Origin of the sequence: Pseudomonas sp. NFACC37-1 (assembly GCF_900101575.1) — a bacterium.
Lineage (GTDB): Bacteria > Pseudomonadota > Gammaproteobacteria > Pseudomonadales > Pseudomonadaceae > Aquipseudomonas > Aquipseudomonas fluorescens_AA.
In genome coordinates, this window is sequence record NZ_FMUZ01000015.1 from 58,861 (window position 1) to 77,835 (window position 18,975).

The window sequence follows — 18,975 nt, forward strand, 5'->3', positions numbered from 1 at the left end:
GAGACTTGAATCTCAAAATATAGACTGCCGGTTTTGGAGCGCTTTGCGCTCCATCGCGAGCAAGCTCGCTCCCACAGTTGACCGCGTAACTCAAGAACCTGTGGGAGCGAGCTTGCTCGCGATGAGGCCAGCCCATCCCCTAAAAATCTCAAAACAGAGACAAAACCCTCACTCCCGCCCTAAAAAATAAAACAATCTCCTTATATTTCAAATAGTTACACACCTGGCACAAAACTCGCTAAAGCCTCTCCCACAGCGTCACCACAACAATAACAATCCAGGAGACACACCATGAGTGTGATCATTGCCTTGGCAGCCCTCGCGCTGCTGATGGTCGCCGCCTACCGTGGCTACAGCGTTATCCTCTTTGCCCCCATCGCCGCCCTCGGTGCCGTCCTGCTCACCGACCCTTCCGCCGTCGCCCCCGCATTCACCGGGGTGTTCATGGAGAAAATGGTCGGCTTCATCAAACTGTATTTCCCGGTATTCCTGCTGGGCGCGGTGTTCGGCAAGCTGATCGAGCTGTCGGGGTTCTCCCGCTCCATCGTCGCCGCGGCGATTCGCTTGCTGGGGACGCGCCAGGCCATGCTGGTGATCGTACTGGTCTGCGCCTTGCTGACCTATGGCGGCGTGTCGCTGTTTGTCGTGGTCTTCGCGGTGTACCCGTTCGCCGCCGAGATGTTCCGCCAGAGCAATATCCCCAAGCGTCTGATCCCGGCCACCATCGCCCTCGGCGCATTCTCATTCACCATGGACGCCCTGCCCGGCACGCCGCAAATCCAGAACATCATCCCCAGCACGTTCTTCAACACCACCGCCTGGGCCGCACCCTGGCTGGGGGTGATCGGTACAATCTTCGTGTTCAGCCTCGGCATGCTGTTTTTGCAACGTCAGCGCAACAAGGCCCAGCGTGTGGGCGAAGGCTATGGCACCGAACTGCGCAACGAGCCGGAAACCGCCGAAGACATCAAGCTGCCGAACCCGTGGATCGCCGTTTCGCCACTGCTGGCGGTGGGCATCATGAACCTGCTGTTCACCCAGTGGATCCCACAGTGGTACGGCAAGACCCACAGCCTGGCGCTGCCGGGCATGGCGACACCGGTGACCAGCGACATCGCCAAGCTCACTGCCATCTGGGCAGTGCAGGCGGCGTTGCTGGTGGGCATCATCATGGTCTTGCTGTTCGGCTTCCGGGCCATTCGCAGCAAACTGGCCGAAGGCAGCAAGAGCGCCGTGGGCGGTGCGTTGCTGGCGGCGATGAACACCGCTTCGGAATACGGCTTCGGTGCGGTCATCGCCTCCTTGCCAGGCTTCCTGGTGCTGGCCGACTGGCTCAAGAACATTCCCAATCCGCTGGTCAACGAAGCGGTGACGGTCACGCTGCTGGCGGGCATCACCGGCTCCGCCTCGGGCGGCATGAGCATCGCCTTGGCGGCGATGTCTGAAAGTTTTATCAGCGCCGCCCACGCCGCCAACATTCCCCTGGAAGTGCTGCACCGGGTGGCTGCCATGGCCAGCGGCGGCATGGACACCCTGCCCCACAACGGCGCGGTGATTACCCTGCTGGCGGTAACCGGGCTGACCCACCGCGAAGCCTACAAAGACATTTTCTGCATTACGCTGATCAAGACCCTCGCGGTGTTCTTCGTGATCGCTGTGTTCTACGCCACTGGCATTGTGTGAGGTTCCCATGACAACTCCTCTTTCGGGCAAGACCGCCCTGGTCACCGGTTCTACCAGCGGCATCGGCCTGGGCATCGCCCTGAGCCTGGCCAAGGCCGGCGCCAACCTGATCCTCAACGGCTTCGGCGATGCCTCGGCGGTGATCGCCGAGATCAAACAGTTCGGCGGCAAGGTCGGTCATCATCCGGCCGATGTCAGCGACCCGGCGCAGATCGCCGACATGCTCGCCTACGCCGAGCGCGAGTTCGGCGGCGTGGACATCCTGGTGAACAACGCCGGGATCCAGCACGTGGCCGCCGTGGAAGATTTCCCGGTGGAGCGCTGGGACTCGATCATTGCCATCAACCTGTCCTCGGTGTTCCACGCCACCCGCCTGAGCCTGCCGGGCATGCGGGCCAAGGGCTGGGGCCGGATCGTCAACATCGCCTCGGTGCATGGCCAGGTCGGCTCGGTGGGCAAGGCGGCGTATGTCGCGGCCAAGCATGGGGTGATCGGCCTGACCAAGGTGGTCGGCCTGGAAACCGCCACCAGCAACGTGACCTGCAACGCCATCTGCCCGGGCTGGGTGCTGACGCCACTGGTGCAAAAACAGATCGACGACCGCATTGCCGCCGGCGTTGACCCGCAACAAGCGCAGCATGATCTGTTGGCTGAGAAACAACCGGCCCTGGAATTCGTCACCCCGCCGCAACTGGGGGAACTGGTGCTGTTCCTGTGCAGCGAAGCCGGCAGCCAGGTGCGGGGCGCGGCGTGGAATATCGATGGTGGGTGGTTGGCCCAGTAAGGTCCTGCGACTCCTTGTGGCGAGGGGATTTATCCCCGCTGGGGCATACCCTGTAGGAGCTGGCGAAGCCTGCGATCTTTTAATCTTTCGCTCGAGATTCAACGGGCAGTGGAAAGATCGCAGCCTCGCTGCACTCGTCAGCTCCTACCGCCCAACGGGGATAAATCCCCTCGCCACGGGATTGGCTCGCTCTATAGTGTGTACATAAAAAAACAAGAGGCCCCCCATGTCCGACCTCCTCTGGCAACCCAGCCCCGAACGCATCGCCCAGTCGCGCATGAACGCCTTTCGCCAGTTCGTCAACGCGCGGCATCACCTGCAACTGAACGACTACCCCGCCCTGCACGCCTGGAGCATCGACCAGCGCGGGGCCTTCTGGCAGGCCATCGTCGACTTCTTCGAGATTCGCTTTCACCAACCGCCCAGCGAGGTCCTGGTGGAAGGCCCGCAAATGCCCAGTGCCCAATGGTTCCCGGGGGCGACCCTGAACTTCGCCGAACACCTGATGCGTCGCCGCGACGGAGCTGTCGCGGTGGTCGCCATCGATGAAAACGGCGACCAGGAACAACTGACCTGGGCCGAACTCGCCGCCCATGTCGCCGGCCTGCAGAAGAGCCTGCAAGCCGCTGGCGTCACCCGGGGCGACCGGGTCGCCGCCTGCATGCCCAACACCTGGCAGACGTTGGTGGGCATGCTCGCCAGCACCAGCCTGGGCGCCATCTGGTCATGCTCGTCACCGGACTTCGGCACCCAGGGCGTCATCGACCGGTTCGGCCAGATCGAGCCCAAGGTGCTGATCACCTGCGCCGCTTATCGCTACGCCGGCAAGGTCATCGACCAACGGGCCAAGGTCAATGAAATCCTCGAACGGCTGCCGTCGCTGCAACAACTGATCGTGTTGCCTTATGCCCAGCCTGACGCCCGCCTCGAAGACTTCAAGACCCCGGCCGCGGTCGCGTTGTGGAACGACTTTTATCAACGCGGTGGCGAACCGGCATTCGTCAGCGTTCCGTTCGACCACCCGCTGTACATCCTGTACTCCAGCGGCACCACCGGCGTGCCGAAGTGCATCGTCCACGGCACTGGCGGCGTGCTGCTGCAACACGTCAAGGAACATGGCCTGCACGTCGATCTCGGTCCCGAGGATCGACTGTTCTACTACACGACCTGCGGCTGGATGATGTGGAACTGGCTGGTGTCGGCCCTCGCCGTGGGTAGCGCGGTGGTGCTCTACGATGGCTCGCCGTTCCACCCCGGCCCCGAGCGCTTGCTGGACCTGATCGATCAGCAGCGCATCAGCGTCTTCGGCACCAGCCCCAAATTCCTCGCCGCCCTGGAAAGCGAAGGCCTCAAGCCCCGGCAGACGCACCGTTTGGACAGCCTGAAAACCCTCCTGTCCACCGGTTCGGCGCTGGCGCCCCATAGCTACGATTATGTGTACCGGGACATCAAGGCCGATGTCTGCCTGGCCTCGATGTCCGGCGGCACCGACATCGTCTCCTGCTTCGTCAACGGCAACCCCCTGTCCCCGGTGCGCCGGGGCGAAATGCAGGGCAAGAGCCTGGGCATGGCCGTGCAGGTCTGGAACGAGGCCGGCAATCCGGTCATCGGCGAAAAAGGTGAGTTGGTGTGCACCCGGCATTTCCCGGCGATGCCCATTGGTTTGTGGAACGACCCTCGGCAGGAAAAACTCCGCGCGTCCTACTTCGCCCAGTTCCCCGGGGTGTGGGCCCAAGGCGACTACGCCGAGGAACTGCCTCACGGTGGCCTGTTGATCCATGGGCGCTCCGACGCCGTGCTCAACCCTGGCGGCGTGCGCATCGGCACGGCGGAAATCTATCGGCAGGTGGAAAAGGTCGAGCAGGTGCTGGACAGCGTTGCCATCGGCCAGCAATGGCAAGGCGATGTCCGGGTGGTGCTGTTCGTGCGCCTGCGCGATGGCGTGACGCTGGATCAAGCCCTGGAACAACGGATTCGCCAGGTCATCCGGACCCACACCACACCACGGCATGTACCGGCGAAGATCCTCGCGGTCAGTGATATTCCGCGAACCATCAGCGGCAAGGTGGTGGAGTTGGCGGTGCGTAACGTGGTGCATGGCGAGGCGGTGAAGAACACCGATGCCCTGGCCAACCCCGAGGCGCTGGAGCAGTTTCGAGATAGGCCGGAGCTTGCCGACTGAGCGTAACAGGCAGTTGTTGTGGCGAGGGGATTTATCCCCGCTGGGGCGCGAAGCGGCCCCTGAACCTGATACCCCCGCATGTCGGACTGATTGAGCCGACTGTATCGGGACTGCTTCGCAGTCCAGCGGGGATAAATCCCCTCGCCACAGGGGCGGTCTCCAACCCGATCAATCCATAAGCCCCCACTCGCCCGCCGCCGGATCGGCCGGTGGCGCCAGCGCCCCCGACTCGGTATGCAGCTTCAAACGCAACCGCAGGTTGTTCGCCGAATCGGCATTTTTCAGCGCCTCCTCCTCATCGATGGCGCCTTCGACCACCAGGTTGAACAAGGCCTGGTCAAAGGTTTGCATGCCCAGTTCCTCTGACTTTTCCATGATGCCCTTGAGCTCGCCAAGCTCGTTGCGCCGGATCAGGTCGGCCACCGTGGGCGAACCCAGCATGACCTCCACCGCCGCCCGCCGCTGGCCGGTACGGGTGCGCACCAGGCGTTGGGAAACGAACGCCTTGAGGTTGTTGCCCAGGTCGTTCAACAACTGCGGCCGGCGCTCTTCCGGGAAGAAATTGATCACCCGGTCCAGGGCCTGGTTGGCGTTATGGGCATGCAAGGTGGAAATCACCAAGTGCCCGGTGTCGGCAAACGCCAGGGCATGCTCCATGGTTTCCCGATCGCGGATTTCGCCGATCAGCACCACGTCCGGCGCCTGGCGCAAAGTGTTTTTCAGGGCCGCATGAAAACTGCGGGTGTCGACACCGACTTCCCGTTGGTTGATGATGGATTTCTTGTGCCGATGGATATACTCCACCGGGTCCTCGATGGTGATGATGTGGCCGCTGCTGTTGCGATTGCGGTAATCGATCAGCGCCGCCAGGGAAGTCGACTTGCCCGAACCTGTCGCGCCGACGAACAGCATCAACCCCTGTTTCTGCATGATGCTGTCCAACAGCACCCGGGGCAGTTTCAGGTCTTCGAAGCGCGGGATGTCCAGCTTGACGTTGCGGATCACCATGGACACGTCATTGCGCTGCTTGAAGACATTGACCCGGAACCGCCCGACGCCGGCCAGGGAGATCGCCAGGTTCATTTCCAGTTCCCGATCGAACTCAAGGCGCTGTTCGGCGTCCATCAAAGACTCGGCGAGCCGGGCAATGTCGCCGACCTTGAAGGCCTCGTGCCCCAAGGGCTTGAGTACGCCCTCGAAACGCGCGCACGGCGGCGCTCCCGTAGACATGTAAAGGTCGGAACCATTCTGGCTCGCCAGGATTCGCAACAACGGATCGATTTCCATGGACTGAAACTTCCGCGAGACATCAATGAAACAAGTTGAGCCGAACATGAAACCCTTCAGACCCACCCGCACTTACTTTCCTCACAGGATAGTAGACGCCGTGGTACAGACACGACAGCCAGGGATCGCGTGATGAACGCGACACCCACCGGCAATGATGCCCAGCGCCTGGTCAGCCAGGTGGACTGGGCCCAGACCTCATTGGGCACTGAACGAAACTGGCCCCAGAGCCTGCGCACCGCCGTGGACATCGTGCTCCATTCGCCCATGCCAATGGCCTTGCTGTGGGGCGCGCAGCTGACCCATCTCTACAACGACGCCTTCGGTCGACTGACCGGTGACAAGCACCCCCGGGCGTTCGGCCAGCCGACCCATGCGGCATGGCCCGAACTCAAAGGGGCAACCCAAGGGATTTACCACCGCGTGTTGCAAGGCCAGACGCACACCTGCCGCGACCAGCACTGGCGCGTGCCTTTCGCCGGTCGTCTCTGCGATGTCTGGCTGGACCTGACCTACAGCCCGGTGCATGACGAAAGCGGCAGCGTCGCCGGCATCCTGGTCACCGCCATCGAGACCAGCGAACGCCGCCGCCTGGCCATGGAATTCGAACGGCGCTCCGAGGCCAGCCTCAAGGCCCAGCACGAAAGCGAAGAGCGCCTGCAACTGGCCCTGGCCGCCGCCGACGCACTGGGCACCTGGGATTGGGACATCAGCGAAGACCGCTTCATTGCCGACGCGCATTTCGCCCTGCTGCATGGCGTCGACCCGAACCTGTCGCGCCAACTGCCCATCAGCGCCTACCTCGAAGGCGTGCATCCCGAGGACCGGGCGATGATTGCCCGCAGCATCAAGCACTGCATCACCCACGGCACCGAATACGCCGAAGAGTACCGGCTGTTGCAGCCCGACGATGAACTACGCTGGGTCTACGTGCGCGGCCGTTGCTACAAGGACCGCCACGGCCGGCCCAAGCGTTTTCTGGGCGCGGCCCTGGACCTGACCGAACGCAAGCGCACCGAGCAAGCCCTGCGCCAGAGCCAGACCGAGCTGCAGTTGATCATCAACGCCATGCCGATCCTCATCAGCTACGTGGACCGCGAAGAGCGCTTCCGGCTGAACAACAGCGCCTACCTGGACTGGTACGGCCTGACCCCGCAAGAGCTCTACGGCAAGACCATCCGCGAAGTGCTCGGCGAAGAGGCCTATGCCGCCCGTGCCCAACAAATCGCCGATGCCCTGGCCGGCAAACCGTGCAGCTTTACCTTGCAGATGGACCATCGCGACGGTCGCCCGCGCCATGCACTGATCAACTACTTGCCTCGCCACGGGACGGACGGGGCGGTGAACGGTTTCTACATCTTCGTGATCGATGAGACCGAGAGCCGGAAAACCGAGGAAGCCCTGCGCAACCTCAACGAAACGCTGGAGGAACGGGTCATCGCCAGGACCCGGCAACTGGCCGAAGCCAACCACCGCCTGCAAAGCGAGATGTTCGAACGCGAGCGCGCCGAAGAAGCCCTGCGCCATGCGCAGAAAATGGAGGCCGTGGGCCAACTCACCGGCGGCATTGCCCATGACTTCAACAACATGCTCACCGGCATCCTCGGCAGCCTCGACCTGATGCAACGCTACATCGCCGCCGGCCGCACCGCCGAGATCGGGCGCTTCACCGAAGCGGCGGTGTCCTCGGCCAACCGCGCCGCGGCCCTGACCCATCGGCTGCTGGCGTTTTCCCGCCGCCAGTCCCTGGACCGCAAGCCGCTGGACGCCAACGAGCTGGTGCGCTCGCTCGAAGACCTGCTGAGCCGGACCACCGGCGATCACATCGTGCTGCGGCTGCAACTGACCCCCGAGCTGTGGCCGGTCAGCACCGATGCCAGCCAGTTGGAAAACGCCCTGCTCAACCTGGTGATCAACGCCCGCGACGCCATGCCCGACGGCGGCGAATTGATCGTCGAAACCGCCAACGTCTATCTGGACGGCACTGACATCAACACCCTCGAACCGGTCAAGGTCGGCGACTACGTGATGATCGCGGTCAGCGACAACGGCAGCGGCATGACCCCCGCCGTGCTGGCCAAGGCCTTCGACCCGTTCTTTACCACCAAGCCCATCGGCCAGGGCACCGGCCTGGGCTTGTCGATGATCTACGGGTTTGCCCAACAGTCGGGTGGACACCTCAACCTGGACAGCGTGCCGGGCCAAGGCACACGGGTGCAGTTGTACCTGCCGCGCTTGCACGTTGCGCCGGCCCAACAACCCGCCACGGCGGAGACGGTCGACGTACCGCCGGCCATCGCCGGGGAAACCGTGTTACTGGTGGAGGATGAACCGGCAGTGCGCATGCTGGTGCTCGACCTGTTGAAGACCTTGGGCTACACCGCCCTGGAAGCCCAGGACGCCATGACGGCCCTGCCCCTGCTGGAATCGGAGCAGCGCATCGACCTGTTGGTGACCGACGTCGGGCTGCCGGGCATGAATGGCCGGCAACTGGCGGAAATCGCCCGCCAGCACCGCCCGGGGTTGAAAGTGCTGTTCATGACCGGTTATGCGCAGAAAGCCGCCGAACGCCAGGGGTTCCTCGACCAGGGCATGGACATGGTCGCCAAGCCCTTCACTCTTGATCTGCTGGCCAACAAGATTCGGACGATGATCAACCATGACAGCTGACTTGAGGCATAATCGCCGCCCCGTCGCACCGTTCAGGTCACCGCTGCAATGAAAGCCCAAGCCCGCCATATCCTGGTGAAAACCGCCGAAGAAGCCGAACAGCTCAAGCAACGCATCGCCAAGGGTGAAGCCTTCGATGTGCTGGCCAAGAAATACTCCACCTGCCCTTCGGGCAAACGCGGCGGCGATTTGGGTGAAGTAAGGCCGGGGCAGATGGTCGGCGTGATCGATGCGGTGATCTTCAAGAAACCCTTGCGGGTGGTGCATGGGCCGATCAAGAGCAAATTCGGCTATCACCTGGTGCAGGTGTTCTACCGGGATTGAAACCGAGCCTGGCGCTTGTGGGAGCGAGCTTGCTCGCGATGGCGGCGACTCAGTCAACATTTCTGCAAGCTGACCCAGCGCTATCGCGAGCAAGCTCGCTCCCACAGGTTTTGTGCCCACTTATTATTTTGGCATCAACGCCCCCGGCACCTGGATCACCCGGCTCGCCAACAGATGCCCTGCTTCGGCCGCCTCCGCCGGAGTACCACCCAGCAAGCGGCTCGCCAGGTACGCGGCACTGAATGAATCCCCCGCCGCCGTGGTGTCCACCACACGCTCGACCCGTTGAGCAGGAATCTCATAAGACTCGCCATCGCAACGAATCAGGCAGGCCTCGGCACCGCGCTTGAGCACCACCTCCGGTGTGCCGAACTGCCCATAGGCGGCGAATACCGCGTCAGTGTCCGCATAGCCGAACAGTGCCTGCTCGTCTTCCACGGTCAACAGCGCCAACTCCACGTAAGGCAGTACGCTGCGATACGCCGCCCGCGCCGCCTCGATCGAGGCCCAGAGTCTTGGCCGGTAATTATTGTCGAACACCACCTGGGCCCCGCGTCGACGTGCTTCGACCAGGGTTTCGATGAGCCTGGCGCGCCCCTGCTCACCGAGCACCGCCAGGGTGACGCCGCTGAAATACAGCACATCGTAATCCGGCAATGCCGCCAGGATCGGCGCGGCGGCCGGGGTGGTAAAACACTCGCGCACCGCCGCCTCGTTGCGCCAGTAGAGGAATCGCCGCTCCCCCGCCGCATCAGTCTGGATGCAATACAGACCCGGCAGGCGGCCGGGCAAGCGCTGGACCCGTTGCAGACCGATGTTTTCTTCGGCCCAGCGCTCACACATGGCATCGCTGAAACTGTCGTCGCCCAGGGCGGTGACATAATCCACCGCCCCCCTGTCGCCCAAGGCGCGAGACAGGTACACCGCCGTGTTCAGGGTATCGCCGCCGAAGCTTTGCAGCAGGCTGCCGTCGGCGCGTTGTTGCAGTTCGATCATGCATTCGCCGATCAGGGCGATGCGATTTTTTGGGCTGAGTGTACTCATGGATGATCCTGGTGTTTCGGTGGTGTTTTACAGGCCGTCTTCGCGAGCAAGCCCGCTCCCACAGAGGATTTTTGGCGAACACAAACTCTGTGTTCATACCTGTCCCAATGTGGGAGCGGGCTTGCTCGCGAAAGCCGCGACTCGGTCTTAAGCCCTAGAAACACGTCTCCATGCTCTCGACCACCCGCAACTGCTCATCCACCAGGCACCCCACCCGCCACTTGTCGAACGTCAGGCACGGGTGTGAAGTACCGAACGAGATAATGTCCCCGATTCGCAACTCAACCCCCGCCGCTACCGTCATGAACGCATGCTGGTCCATCACCGCCGTCACCTTGCAGCCGCTCACGTCGTCCCCCACCACCGAATCCGATCCGGGCGTGTAGCGCTTGAGCGGCACCGGCAATCCGGCGTCGTAGGCCACGTCGCGCTTGCCCAGGGCGATCACCGCGAAGCCCGGCTCCGGCAGCGATTGCACATGAGCCCAGACTTCCAGGGCCGGACGCAGGCCTTCGTGCAGGTCGCTGCGGCGCTCCAGCACGCAGCACTGGGCTTCCTTGTAGATGCCATGGTCATGGGCCACGTAACTGCCGGGACGCAGCACGCTGAGGAAACGCCCATGGGCATTCTGGGCTTCGAAGGATTCGGCGATCAGGTCGTACCAGGCCGAACCCGAGGCGGTGATGATCGGTTTGTCGATGGAGAAGGCTCCGTTGTCCTGCAACTGCACCGCCAGCCGTACCAACGATGCCGCGAATGCGCGGATGCCACTGATGGCGTGGTCGCCATGGATCACCCCTTCGTAGCCTTCGATACCGGTCAACGCCAGCGCCGGCTGACTGCGAATCGCCTCGGCCAGGGCCAACACCTCGGCCTCGGTCCGGCAGCCGCACCGACCACCGACCACGCCGTACTCGATCATCACATTGAGCCGCACGCCGCGCGAGGCGAAGTAAGCGCCCAGGTCTGCGACGTTGTCCGGATGATCGACCATGCAATGGAATTCGAACGCCGGGTCGACCAGCAGATCGGCGATCAGCGCCATGTTTGGCGTGCCCACCAGTTGGTTGGCCATCAGCACTCGACGAACGCCATGGGCGTAAGCGGCACGGGTCTGCACGGCGGTGGCGAGGGTCAGGCCCCAGGCACCGGCATCGAGCTGGCGTCGAAACAGCGCCGGGGTCATGCTGGTCTTGCCGTGGGGCGCCAGTTCGGCGCCACTGTCGGTGACGAACGCTTGCATCCAGCGAATGTTGTGCTCCAGCGCCGCGCGGTGCAGCACCAACGCCGGCAGGCTGACGTCCTTGAGCAGATGAGCACCGACGGTGGCCGCCCCCTTCTCTACGCCAGCATTGGGAATGACAGAAGACATGTTCGTACTCCTCGCACGCGGCCGCTCGTAGCCGCGGTTATCTATTCATTGATGCGCCGGGCCAGGTTGTTGGCGCTTTCGATCAGCACCCGGCGGTAGTCGGCGTAATTGTTCTTGGCGTCGGCCCGAGGGGCGACGATGCACAGGGTGGCGATGGCCACGCCGCCGGGGTCTTTGACCGGTGCGGCGAAGCAGTGGGTGAAGGTGTCGGCGACGCTGTCGAAGGAAAAGAACCCATCGAGGCCGGCCTGGCGGATTTCCTTGAGAAATTGCTCCAGGGGCAAGCGCTCGCCGTCCGGCAAAATGAAGTCGTCGGGGTCGATCAGGTCGACGATCTGTTGGTCACTCAAATGCGCCAGCAGCAGGCGTCCGGACGCCGTCCACGGGATTGGCGCGTTTTCACCGATGTCCGATGAAATGCGGAAATGCCGCTCACCTTCCTTCATCAGCGCGACGGTGTATTTGCGCCCGTTGAGCAGGCACATCTGCGCCGTTTCGCGGGTCTGGCGCACGATCTCCTGCAAGGCCTGGTCAGCCTCGCGGCTCAGGTCGAAATGCCGCAGGTGCGCCTGTCCGAGGAAATACAACTGGCGGCCCAGGTAGACGTGACCGTCCTTGCCCACCGGTTCAAGGATGCGGCGCTCCAGCAGCGACGCCACCAGTTCATAGACCGTGGACTTGGGGCTGCCGATGCCGCTGGCAATATCGTTCGGGCGCAGCGGCTGGCCGATTTCCTTGAGGAAATCGAGGATATCGAACGCCCGATCCAGTCCCCGGGCCCGGCGTTTGATGGTGTCTTCGGTCATGTCATTATTCCTGATCGTTCCCACGCTCTGCGTGGGCAATGCATCCCGTGACGCTCTGCGTCACATCGACAGCGGACGCGGAGCGTCCATGGCGGCATTCCCACGCAGAGCGTGGGAACGATCAATGATCACTTCTTCTTGTAGGCCACACAATCGATCTCGACTTTGCAATCGACCATCATGCTCGCCTGCACGCAGGCCCTGGCCGGGGCGTGTTCAGGGCTGAAGTATTCGCCGAACACCTTGTTGAAACTCCAGAAATCCCGCGGATCTTCCAACCACACGCCGCAGCGCACCACGTCCTTGAGCTCATAACCGGCCTCTTCGAGAATGGCGACCAGGTTCTTCATGGTCTGGTGGGTCTGCTCGACGATCCCGCCGACAATGATCTCGCCGTTCACCGCCGGCACCTGGCCGGACACGTGCAGCCAGCCATCGGCTTCCACGGCGCGGGCGAATGGCCGTGGCTGGCCGCCGCCTGCGGTGCTGCCGGTGCCGTAGCGCGTAATGCTCATGAGTGTTTCTCCTTACTGAATAAAATTAAAAACGGGTGTTCTTGAGAAATTCCGCCAACCGCGGCGATTGCGGCCGCTCGAACAATTCTTTCGGTGGCCCCTGCTCTTCGATGCGGCCCTGGTTCATGAATACGATCTTGTCGGAGACCTCGAAGGCAAAGCGCATTTCGTGGGTCACCAGCAGCATGGTCATGCCGTCCTCGGCCAGGCCCTTGATCACGTTCAGCACCTCGCCGACCAGCTCCGGGTCCAGGGCCGAGGTGACTTCGTCGAACAGCATCAGACTGGGGTTCATGGCAATCGCCCGGGCAATCGCCACACGCTGCTGCTGGCCGCCGGACAACTGGCCGGGGAAGTGATTGCGCCGCTCCAGCAGGCCGACCCGCTCCAGCCATTTCTCGGCCAGGGCCACCGCTTCGTCCTTGGGCAGTTTTTTCACCTTGAGCAGACCCAGGGTGACGTTCTGCAACGCGGTCAAATGCGGGAACAGGTTGAACTGCTGGAAGGCCATGCCGGTCATCGCACGGTGCCGGGCGATGACCTTCTCGGGGTGGCGCACGCGCTTGCCGTCCATGTCGTCATAGCCGATGGATTCGCCGTCGAGCATGATTTGCCCGCCCTGGAACTCTTCGAGCATGTTCACGCAACGCAACAGCGTGGTCTTGCCCGAACCGCTGGAGCCGATCAGCGTGACCACGTTGCCGCGCTGCATGCTCAGGTCCACGCCCTTGAGCACTTCCAGCGGGCCGTATTGTTTGCGCAGGCCGCGAATGTCCAACAGCGGTTGAGTGTTGGAAGGAGTCGAAGTATCAGTCATGGCAAGGCCACCCGCTTTTCAATGTGCCGCCCGAGCAATTCGATGGCGTAATTGATGATGAAAAAGAGAAACCCGGCGAACAGGTAAAACTCCAGGGTCATGAAGGTCCGGGCGATGATCTGCTGGGTGCTGAGCAACAGTTCGGCGACGCCGATCACCGACAACAGGGTTGAGGCCTTGACGATCTCGGTAGAGGAATTGACCCAGGTCGGCAGGATCTGCCGCAACGCCTGGGGCAACAGCACATAGCCCAGCGACTGGTAGAACGTCAGGCCGATGGCCTGGCTCGCCTCCATCTGCCCACGGGGCAGCGCCTGCAAGGCACCGCGCACGATCTCGGCCACATGGGAGCCACAAAACAGCGTCAGGCCCAGCACGCCAGCCTGGAATGCGCCGATCTGCCAGCCCAGGGCCGGGGCCATGTAGAAGCAGGCCAGCACCAGCACGAACACCGGCGTGCCGCGGATCAGGTCGACGTAGAAGCGAAACGGCGCGCGCATCCAGGTCCGGCCATAGGTCAGCACCAAGCCGGCCACCAGGCCGATCAGCGTGCCCAACACAATCGCCAACAGCGAACACTGCACACTGGTCAGGAAGCCGGCCCACAGGGTGTCCCGGGCGATCCATAACTCATGCAACCAACTGGGTGATTCGTACATGGGAGACTCCTAACGGCGGATCGCCAGGCGCTGCTCGAAATACCGCAGCACCATGGCAATGAGGTAACAGGCCGCGACATACAGGGCCGTGGTCACCAGCCAGGTTTCGATCACCCGATAGCTCTCCACGTTGATCTTGCGGGCGTAGTAGGTCAGCTCCGGCACGGCGATCGCCGCCGCCAGGGAGGTGTCCTTGAACAGCGAAATGAAGTTGTTCGACAAGGCCGGCAACACGTTGCGCAGCATCACCGGCACGGTGACGTAGGCTTTCACCTGCCACTCGCCCAGGCCGATGGCCAGCCCCGCTTCCCGCTGCCCCTTGTGAATGCTCAACAGCCCGCCGCGGAACACTTCGGTCAGGTAGGCCCCGGCGTACAGCGAGAGGGTGATGACGAACGACGGCAGCTTGTCCAGGCGGATGCCCAGGCTCGGCAAGGCGAAGTAGATCAACAGGATCAGCACCAGGATCGGCGTATTGCGGATCACCGTGACATACACCGACGCCAGCACCCGCAGAACCCGGTGCTTGCTCAGCAGCGCGAACGCCATGGCCAGGCCGATCACGCAACCGATGGCGATCGACACCAGCGCCAGGGAAAGCCCCAGGCCCAGCCCCGCCAGCAAGGTGTCGAAATCGCGCCAGACGGCAGCAAAGTTCAACTGATAATTCATGGTCGACAGTACCTTCAACGAAGCGCCCGCAAGGGGCGCCCCGGGCTCACAGGGTCATTTGAATTCAACGGGGAAACCAATCGCCGGCGACGGCAGCTCGACGCCGAACCACTGCTTGAACGACGCCGCATAGGTAGGAAATTCCACGCCGGTCATGGCTTCATGCAAGGTGGTGTTGACGAAGTTCAGCCAGTCCTGGTCGCCGCGCTTGACCGCACAGGCGTAGGTTTGCGGGCTCCAGGCATAAGCCGGGCTGCGGTAGCGCCCAGGGTTCTGCACCATCAGGTACTTGACCGAGGACTGGTCGGTGGCGGCGGCATCGGCGCGACCGGAGTTCACCGCCTGGTACATCAAATCGACGCTGTCGTACTGGTCGACCTTGGCCTTGGGCAGCGCCTGGTGCACCAATTCTTCGGCGTAGACGTTCTGCAGCACCGCCACGGTGACGTCATCGCCCGCGGCCTTGAGGTCTTCGATTTCCTTGTACTTGCTGTTGGCCGGCAGCAGCAGGCCCACGCCTTCGCGGTAGTACGGCAGGGTGAACGCCACTTGCTGGGCGCGGCTGGCAGTGACGGTGATGAACTGGCAGCTCATGTCGACCTTGTCGGTCAGCAGATTGGGGATCCGCGCATCGGACGACTGCACCACGAACTCGACTTTCTCCGGGTCATTGAACAGGCCCTTGGCGACCATGCGCGCGATATCGATATCAAAGCCCTGCAACTTGCCATCCGCTCCCTGGAAGTGCCACGGCGCATTGGTACTGCCCGTGCCCACGATCAATTTCCCCCGCTGCAGCACGCTGTCCAGCTTGCTGTCGGCCGCCTGGGCGACACCCACGGCAGCCACCGTGGCCGCGAAGAGAAAAACACATGTTTTGAACAAGGAAGGTCGGCGTTGCATGGCAAGCACTCCAGAGTGAGTTTATTCCGCTATACCGGAACATGGTATGTAACAACGGAATAGACAGCAGAAAGTGTGCCACAGGCTTGGGGCGCATGGGTGAGAAAAATGGAAAGTCAGGGAAATCAGGGAGATGGGAAAAACAGAGGCAATGGATGGGTGCTTGGAATCGTGCCGAGATTGCTACCGTTGGCCACGGCGAGCGGGTAACAAGGCCCCATGCCGGGTACTCGGCGCACCTGGCGCACTGAAACGGAGCCACCTGGAGTTATAAATGGATACCCGCGGGAGCGAGCTTGCTCGCAATAGCGGTGTATCAGTCAATGTTGGTGTTGACTGACCTGACGCTATCGCGAGCAAGCTCGCTCCCACAATTGTTCGGCAGTGTGCCTGGTCTATTTGCGCTTGTAGCTCTTGCTGCCGCCAGGCGTGAGGCAATAGACCCCGCCCCGGGGGCCGACGCAGTAATTGCCACTGCCGCACTGGCAACCGTCGGCGGACTTGAGCAGCGACTGCGGGCGCGCCTCGTTCCGAAGCCCCAGCACAGCGGAACAGGACTTCTTCGAAGCGCTGATGGAGCCGTCATTGCAGAGGAAGGTATCTCCGTCACACCCGGCGATCCCGCCCTTGCGGCCGGAACACGGTTGATTGGCGGCAAGGGCCGAAGTGCCCAGGGCCAACAACAGGATCGCGACACAGGTGCGAAGTAAAGCGGACGTTCCGTGACAGAGGTTCATGACAGCTTCCTGGCTGATAGGTGGCTCTATGCTATCACCCGATCATCTACTGCGCCTAACGCCCGCAAAACCTCACCCTGGACAACATCCGCAAATCCCCCTCGCGGTAATAGTCATCACTCCAGCTGTCATCCACCGCCAGTGGCTTGACCTGCTTGAGGGCGAGTTTTTTCGCGAAGTAGCGAAAGCGGTAATGCTCATAGAAACGCAGCAGTTCCAGCCCGTAGCGGTCGGCCAGGTCGGTATTGCCCTGAATGATCAGGTAGTTCTCGTCGTTGCCGCTGCTGGCGGCGGCGCTGAGGTTGTGGCTGCCGCTGAGGATGGTCGGTGTGTCACTGGTGAAGTCGGTGACGATGGCTTTGGTGTGCACCAGTAGATTGCCCTTCTGGCCTTTCATGTTTTCCCGCAGCCAGCCCTCCAGACCGGTGTTGAGCAACGCGGTGGCGGCGAATTCGGCGGTGCGGTCGGCATGAAAACCGGTGATGCGGCTCTTGGTGTTTTGCAGGCCGTAGCGCAACACGTCGTCATTGGGCTGGCCGAGCAAGGCGTCGAGGATGCGGTCGGGCAACACAAAGGCGGTGACGAACAACAGGTCCTTTCGCGCCCCCTTGATGATGTCGACGAAGCGATCCAGATCGCCCTCCCCGGTGCGTGGCGAGAACCCGGCGAACAACGCTTCTTGCGGGGCCATGGCATTGTTCAGGGTCAGCCACTGGCGAGTGACATCGACATCCTGGGGCGTTGCCCAGATTTGCTCGAATACCTGGGAATAGCTGCTGCTGATCCGCGGGTCATCCAGCACATGCACGACGTTGGCCTGGCGGTAGACACCGTTGGCCGTGAAGTTGGTGCTGCCGCACAGCACGGCTTCAGGGTGCAATGAGCCGTTGACCTCTACCTTGCTCAGCACAATGAACTTGTTATGGAAAATATTGTGGGTGATCCGCCCACGCTTGTTGGCCGCCGGCATGTTTTCGAGGCTGGCTTCGTTGCGCGCCGTGGTGTCGTCTCCCGGCTCGGCGTGATACAGCACCCGCACCTGGGCGCCGCGAGCATGAGCGGCAGTCACCGCGTCGACGATCACCGGCAATTCGTATTCATAAATGGCGACGTCCAAGGCCCAGCGGGCATCCAGCGCCCGGTCGATGAAACCGGTCAAGCGACCCAGCAAGCCGTTTTCCAACCAGCGACGTGGTGCGTCGGGCCAGTCATCGATGGACAGGTGCTTGTTGGCATTGAGCAGCGCGTCCACTTCGGGAAACTTGCGCTGGAACGCCTGACTGGCGGCCACGGCACGGTTGAAGATGACCCGCTGGTCGGCCGGCTGCCCGTCGTCGCTGGTGACGGTGACGGCCAGGGATTCGCCCAATTGCGGTGCATCGGGGCTGCCATAGGCCAGGTGCACGCGATAGTGGATCGTCACGCCGGGGTTGACGGCGTAATCGGCCCAGCGAAATTTCTGCAGGGGTGCCTTGTCGCTGGGGGTGGCGTGGAATTGGGGAAAGGTGTGGGTCTTGTCGGGGAACGTCAGGCTGTTGAACAGGAACAGCCAGGGCTTGTCCCCCTGCTGTTTCTCGATGGCAAAACCCAGCAAGCCCTTGCGCCGGGGTTCGGCCAGGTCCATGGCGAGCAGCACGCCGTTGGTGCCGGCATAGGCCTTGACCCGAAAATCGTCCTGGGCGTTGGTGACGAGTACGCGCATGGTTCACTCCTGTGAGGGCTGCTTGAGCATAGTGCAGTGATGCGGGTCAGGTGGGCAGGTCATTGGAACCGAGGGGATGCCATCGCGAGCAAGCTCGCTCCCACAGAGGGCCGGGTGTTCATCATTCATGTATTCACAAAACAGTGTGGGAGCGAGCTTGCTCGCGATGGGGCCCTGACAGTCACAGAACCTTTCAATCAGCCTCATCGATATGCCGATACTCAGCCTGCAACTGCCCCGCCAACTGCCGGGCCCGGCCCAGGCGGATCGGGCCGCGCTCGATGTTGATCAACAGGCACGGGCAATCCAGGGAGGGCAGTGACAGTCCCTCCTTGACTCGTCCGTCGGTCATCACCAACACCCGCTGCTGCTCCGCCGGGTAACGCCTGCGCCGCGCAACCAGCCAGCGCCCGGCCTCGTCCAGCGCCGCCAGCAACGGCGTTCCGCCACCGGCGCCCAGGCCATCGAGCCAGTCCCGCAGGCCCGCCGAGGCCTTGAGCCCTTGCACCTGCCAGTTCGGCTGCGTGCCGCTGGCCGTCAACAGCGCCAGGCGGGCCCGTTGCCGGTAGGCGTCGTCGAACAATTGCGCCAACAAGCCTTTGCCGTCACTCAAGGCGCGATGACGACGGGTCGAGGCCGACGCATCGACGATGACCAGCCACAGCTCATGGGGCGCCCGATGCCGAGCGTGCCAGCGCAAGTCTGCATGCCGGTGTGGCCGGCCATTGAGTAACGTTCCCGGCCAGTTCACCGCACCGCTGGCCGCGGCTTTGCTGCGGCCCTGGCGTCCTTGCTCCAATTGTCCTGCACGGGGTCTG

General features: G+C 62.6%; 17 protein-coding genes. 5 read left to right on the plus strand and 12 right to left on the minus strand.

What is annotated here, in order from left to right; genetic code table 11:
- Positions 1–291 precede the first annotated feature (291 nt).
- The 3 genes from BLP82_RS16840 to BLP82_RS16850 all read left to right on the plus strand — a co-directional run bounded on the left by BLP82_RS16840 (position 292) and on the right by BLP82_RS16850 (position 4,649).
- The gene (locus tag BLP82_RS16840; RefSeq protein WP_092170288.1) at positions 292–1,683 is read left to right on the plus strand and encodes a GntP family permease; all 1,392 of its coding nucleotides are present in this window, start codon (positions 292–294) and stop codon (positions 1,681–1,683) included.
- Positions 1,684–1,690: 7 nt separating this feature from the next.
- Positions 1,691–2,467 carry a 3-hydroxybutyrate dehydrogenase gene (locus BLP82_RS16845; RefSeq protein ID WP_092170292.1) on the plus strand — a complete coding sequence of 259 codons (777 nt, stop codon included), beginning with the start codon at positions 1,691–1,693 and terminating at the stop codon, positions 2,465–2,467.
- Between the two features lie 226 nt (positions 2,468–2,693).
- Positions 2,694–4,649 carry an acetoacetate--CoA ligase gene (locus tag BLP82_RS16850; RefSeq protein ID WP_092170295.1) on the plus strand — a complete coding sequence of 652 codons (1,956 nt, stop codon included), beginning with the start codon at positions 2,694–2,696 and terminating at the stop codon, positions 4,647–4,649.
- Positions 4,650–4,817: 168 nt separating this feature from the next.
- On the opposite strand, the gene BLP82_RS16855 is transcribed toward BLP82_RS16850, so the two are convergent.
- A complete protein-coding gene (locus BLP82_RS16855; RefSeq protein WP_092170479.1) occupies positions 4,818–5,936 on the minus strand; it encodes a PilT/PilU family type 4a pilus ATPase in 1,119 nt (372 codons plus the stop codon).
- A gap of 132 nt (positions 5,937–6,068) precedes the next feature.
- Here BLP82_RS16855 and BLP82_RS16860 point away from each other — a divergent pair, with 132 nt between their 5' ends.
- Both BLP82_RS16860 and BLP82_RS16865 read left to right on the plus strand, forming a co-directional pair.
- Positions 6,069–8,606: a hybrid sensor histidine kinase/response regulator gene (locus BLP82_RS16860; RefSeq protein ID WP_092170299.1), complete on the plus strand. Its 2,538-nt coding sequence runs from the start codon at positions 6,069–6,071 to the stop codon at positions 8,604–8,606.
- Between the two features lie 48 nt (positions 8,607–8,654).
- A complete protein-coding gene (locus BLP82_RS16865; protein ID WP_003182808.1) occupies positions 8,655–8,930 on the plus strand; it encodes a peptidylprolyl isomerase in 276 nt (91 codons plus the stop codon).
- Positions 8,931–9,053: 123 nt separating this feature from the next.
- On the opposite strand, the gene BLP82_RS16870 is transcribed toward BLP82_RS16865, so the two are convergent.
- From BLP82_RS16870 to BLP82_RS16920, 11 genes are all read right to left on the minus strand, one after another.
- On the minus strand, positions 9,054–9,974 hold the full coding sequence (locus tag BLP82_RS16870) for a sugar kinase (RefSeq protein ID WP_092170304.1): 921 nt from the start codon (positions 9,972–9,974) through the stop codon (positions 9,054–9,056).
- A gap of 154 nt (positions 9,975–10,128) precedes the next feature.
- Entirely contained in the window at positions 10,129–11,346 is a 1,218-nt protein-coding gene (locus tag BLP82_RS16875) for an amino acid deaminase (RefSeq protein ID WP_092170308.1), read from the minus strand.
- Positions 11,347–11,387: 41 nt separating this feature from the next.
- On the minus strand, positions 11,388–12,152 hold the full coding sequence (locus BLP82_RS16880) for an IclR family transcriptional regulator (protein ID WP_058543922.1): 765 nt from the start codon (positions 12,150–12,152) through the stop codon (positions 11,388–11,390).
- Between the two features lie 128 nt (positions 12,153–12,280).
- Entirely contained in the window at positions 12,281–12,667 is a 387-nt protein-coding gene (locus BLP82_RS16885; RefSeq protein WP_092170313.1) for a RidA family protein, read from the minus strand.
- 25 nt (positions 12,668–12,692) lie between these two features.
- Positions 12,693–13,484 carry an amino acid ABC transporter ATP-binding protein gene (locus tag BLP82_RS16890; protein ID WP_092170316.1) on the minus strand — a complete coding sequence of 264 codons (792 nt, stop codon included), beginning with the start codon at positions 13,482–13,484 and terminating at the stop codon, positions 12,693–12,695.
- Positions 13,481–14,143 carry an amino acid ABC transporter permease gene (locus BLP82_RS16895; RefSeq protein WP_092170319.1) on the minus strand — a complete coding sequence of 221 codons (663 nt, stop codon included), beginning with the start codon at positions 14,141–14,143 and terminating at the stop codon, positions 13,481–13,483. The genes BLP82_RS16890 and BLP82_RS16895 overlap by 4 nt, the downstream gene beginning before the upstream one ends.
- Positions 14,144–14,152: 9 nt before the next feature.
- A complete protein-coding gene (locus tag BLP82_RS16900) occupies positions 14,153–14,815 on the minus strand; it encodes an amino acid ABC transporter permease (RefSeq protein WP_018608019.1) in 663 nt (220 codons plus the stop codon).
- A 54-nt stretch (positions 14,816–14,869) separates the two neighbouring features.
- The gene (locus BLP82_RS16905) at positions 14,870–15,718 is read right to left on the minus strand and encodes a transporter substrate-binding domain-containing protein (protein WP_063321992.1); all 849 of its coding nucleotides are present in this window, start codon (positions 15,716–15,718) and stop codon (positions 14,870–14,872) included.
- A gap of 395 nt (positions 15,719–16,113) precedes the next feature.
- Complete coding sequence (locus BLP82_RS16910; RefSeq protein ID WP_092170322.1) at positions 16,114–16,455, minus strand: YdcA family protein; 342 nt, start codon at positions 16,453–16,455, stop codon at positions 16,114–16,116.
- Positions 16,456–16,510: 55 nt separating this feature from the next.
- Positions 16,511–18,157: a phospholipase D-like domain-containing protein gene (locus BLP82_RS16915; RefSeq protein WP_092170325.1), complete on the minus strand. Its 1,647-nt coding sequence runs from the start codon at positions 18,155–18,157 to the stop codon at positions 16,511–16,513.
- Between the two features lie 193 nt (positions 18,158–18,350).
- Entirely contained in the window at positions 18,351–18,956 is a 606-nt protein-coding gene (locus BLP82_RS16920) for a vWA domain-containing protein (RefSeq protein WP_256574163.1), read from the minus strand.
- Between the last annotated feature and the right edge of the window lie 19 nt (positions 18,957–18,975).

Bases quoted from the DNA above. Each gene is read 5' to 3' on its own strand.
- BLP82_RS16915 (WP_092170325.1), bottom strand. From the start codon at position 18,157: ATGCGCGTACTCGTCACCAACGCCCAGGACGATTTTCGGGTCAAGGCC.
- BLP82_RS16860 (WP_092170299.1), top strand. From the start codon at position 6,069: ATGAACGCGACACCCACCGGCAATGATGCCCAGCGCCTGGTCAGCCAG.
- BLP82_RS16850 (WP_092170295.1), top strand. From the start codon at position 2,694: ATGTCCGACCTCCTCTGGCAACCCAGCCCCGAACGCATCGCCCAGTCG.
- BLP82_RS16845 (WP_092170292.1), top strand. From the start codon at position 1,691: ATGACAACTCCTCTTTCGGGCAAGACCGCCCTGGTCACCGGTTCTACC.
- BLP82_RS16840 (WP_092170288.1), top strand. From the start codon at position 292: ATGAGTGTGATCATTGCCTTGGCAGCCCTCGCGCTGCTGATGGTCGCC.
- BLP82_RS16870 (WP_092170304.1), bottom strand. From the start codon at position 9,974: ATGAGTACACTCAGCCCAAAAAATCGCATCGCCCTGATCGGCGAATGC.
- BLP82_RS16910 (WP_092170322.1), bottom strand. From the start codon at position 16,455: ATGAACCTCTGTCACGGAACGTCCGCTTTACTTCGCACCTGTGTCGCG.
- BLP82_RS16875 (WP_092170308.1), bottom strand. From the start codon at position 11,346: ATGTCTTCTGTCATTCCCAATGCTGGCGTAGAGAAGGGGGCGGCCACC.
- BLP82_RS16855 (WP_092170479.1), bottom strand. From the start codon at position 5,936: ATGGAAATCGATCCGTTGTTGCGAATCCTGGCGAGCCAGAATGGTTCC.
- BLP82_RS16900 (WP_018608019.1), bottom strand. From the start codon at position 14,815: ATGAATTATCAGTTGAACTTTGCTGCCGTCTGGCGCGATTTCGACACC.
- BLP82_RS16885 (WP_092170313.1), bottom strand. From the start codon at position 12,667: ATGAGCATTACGCGCTACGGCACCGGCAGCACCGCAGGCGGCGGCCAG.
- BLP82_RS16880 (WP_058543922.1), bottom strand. From the start codon at position 12,152: ATGACCGAAGACACCATCAAACGCCGGGCCCGGGGACTGGATCGGGCG.
- BLP82_RS16890 (WP_092170316.1), bottom strand. From the start codon at position 13,484: ATGACTGATACTTCGACTCCTTCCAACACTCAACCGCTGTTGGACATT.
- BLP82_RS16905 (WP_063321992.1), bottom strand. From the start codon at position 15,718: ATGCAACGCCGACCTTCCTTGTTCAAAACATGTGTTTTTCTCTTCGCG.
- BLP82_RS16895 (WP_092170319.1), bottom strand. From the start codon at position 14,143: ATGTACGAATCACCCAGTTGGTTGCATGAGTTATGGATCGCCCGGGAC.
- BLP82_RS16865 (WP_003182808.1), top strand. From the start codon at position 8,655: ATGAAAGCCCAAGCCCGCCATATCCTGGTGAAAACCGCCGAAGAAGCC.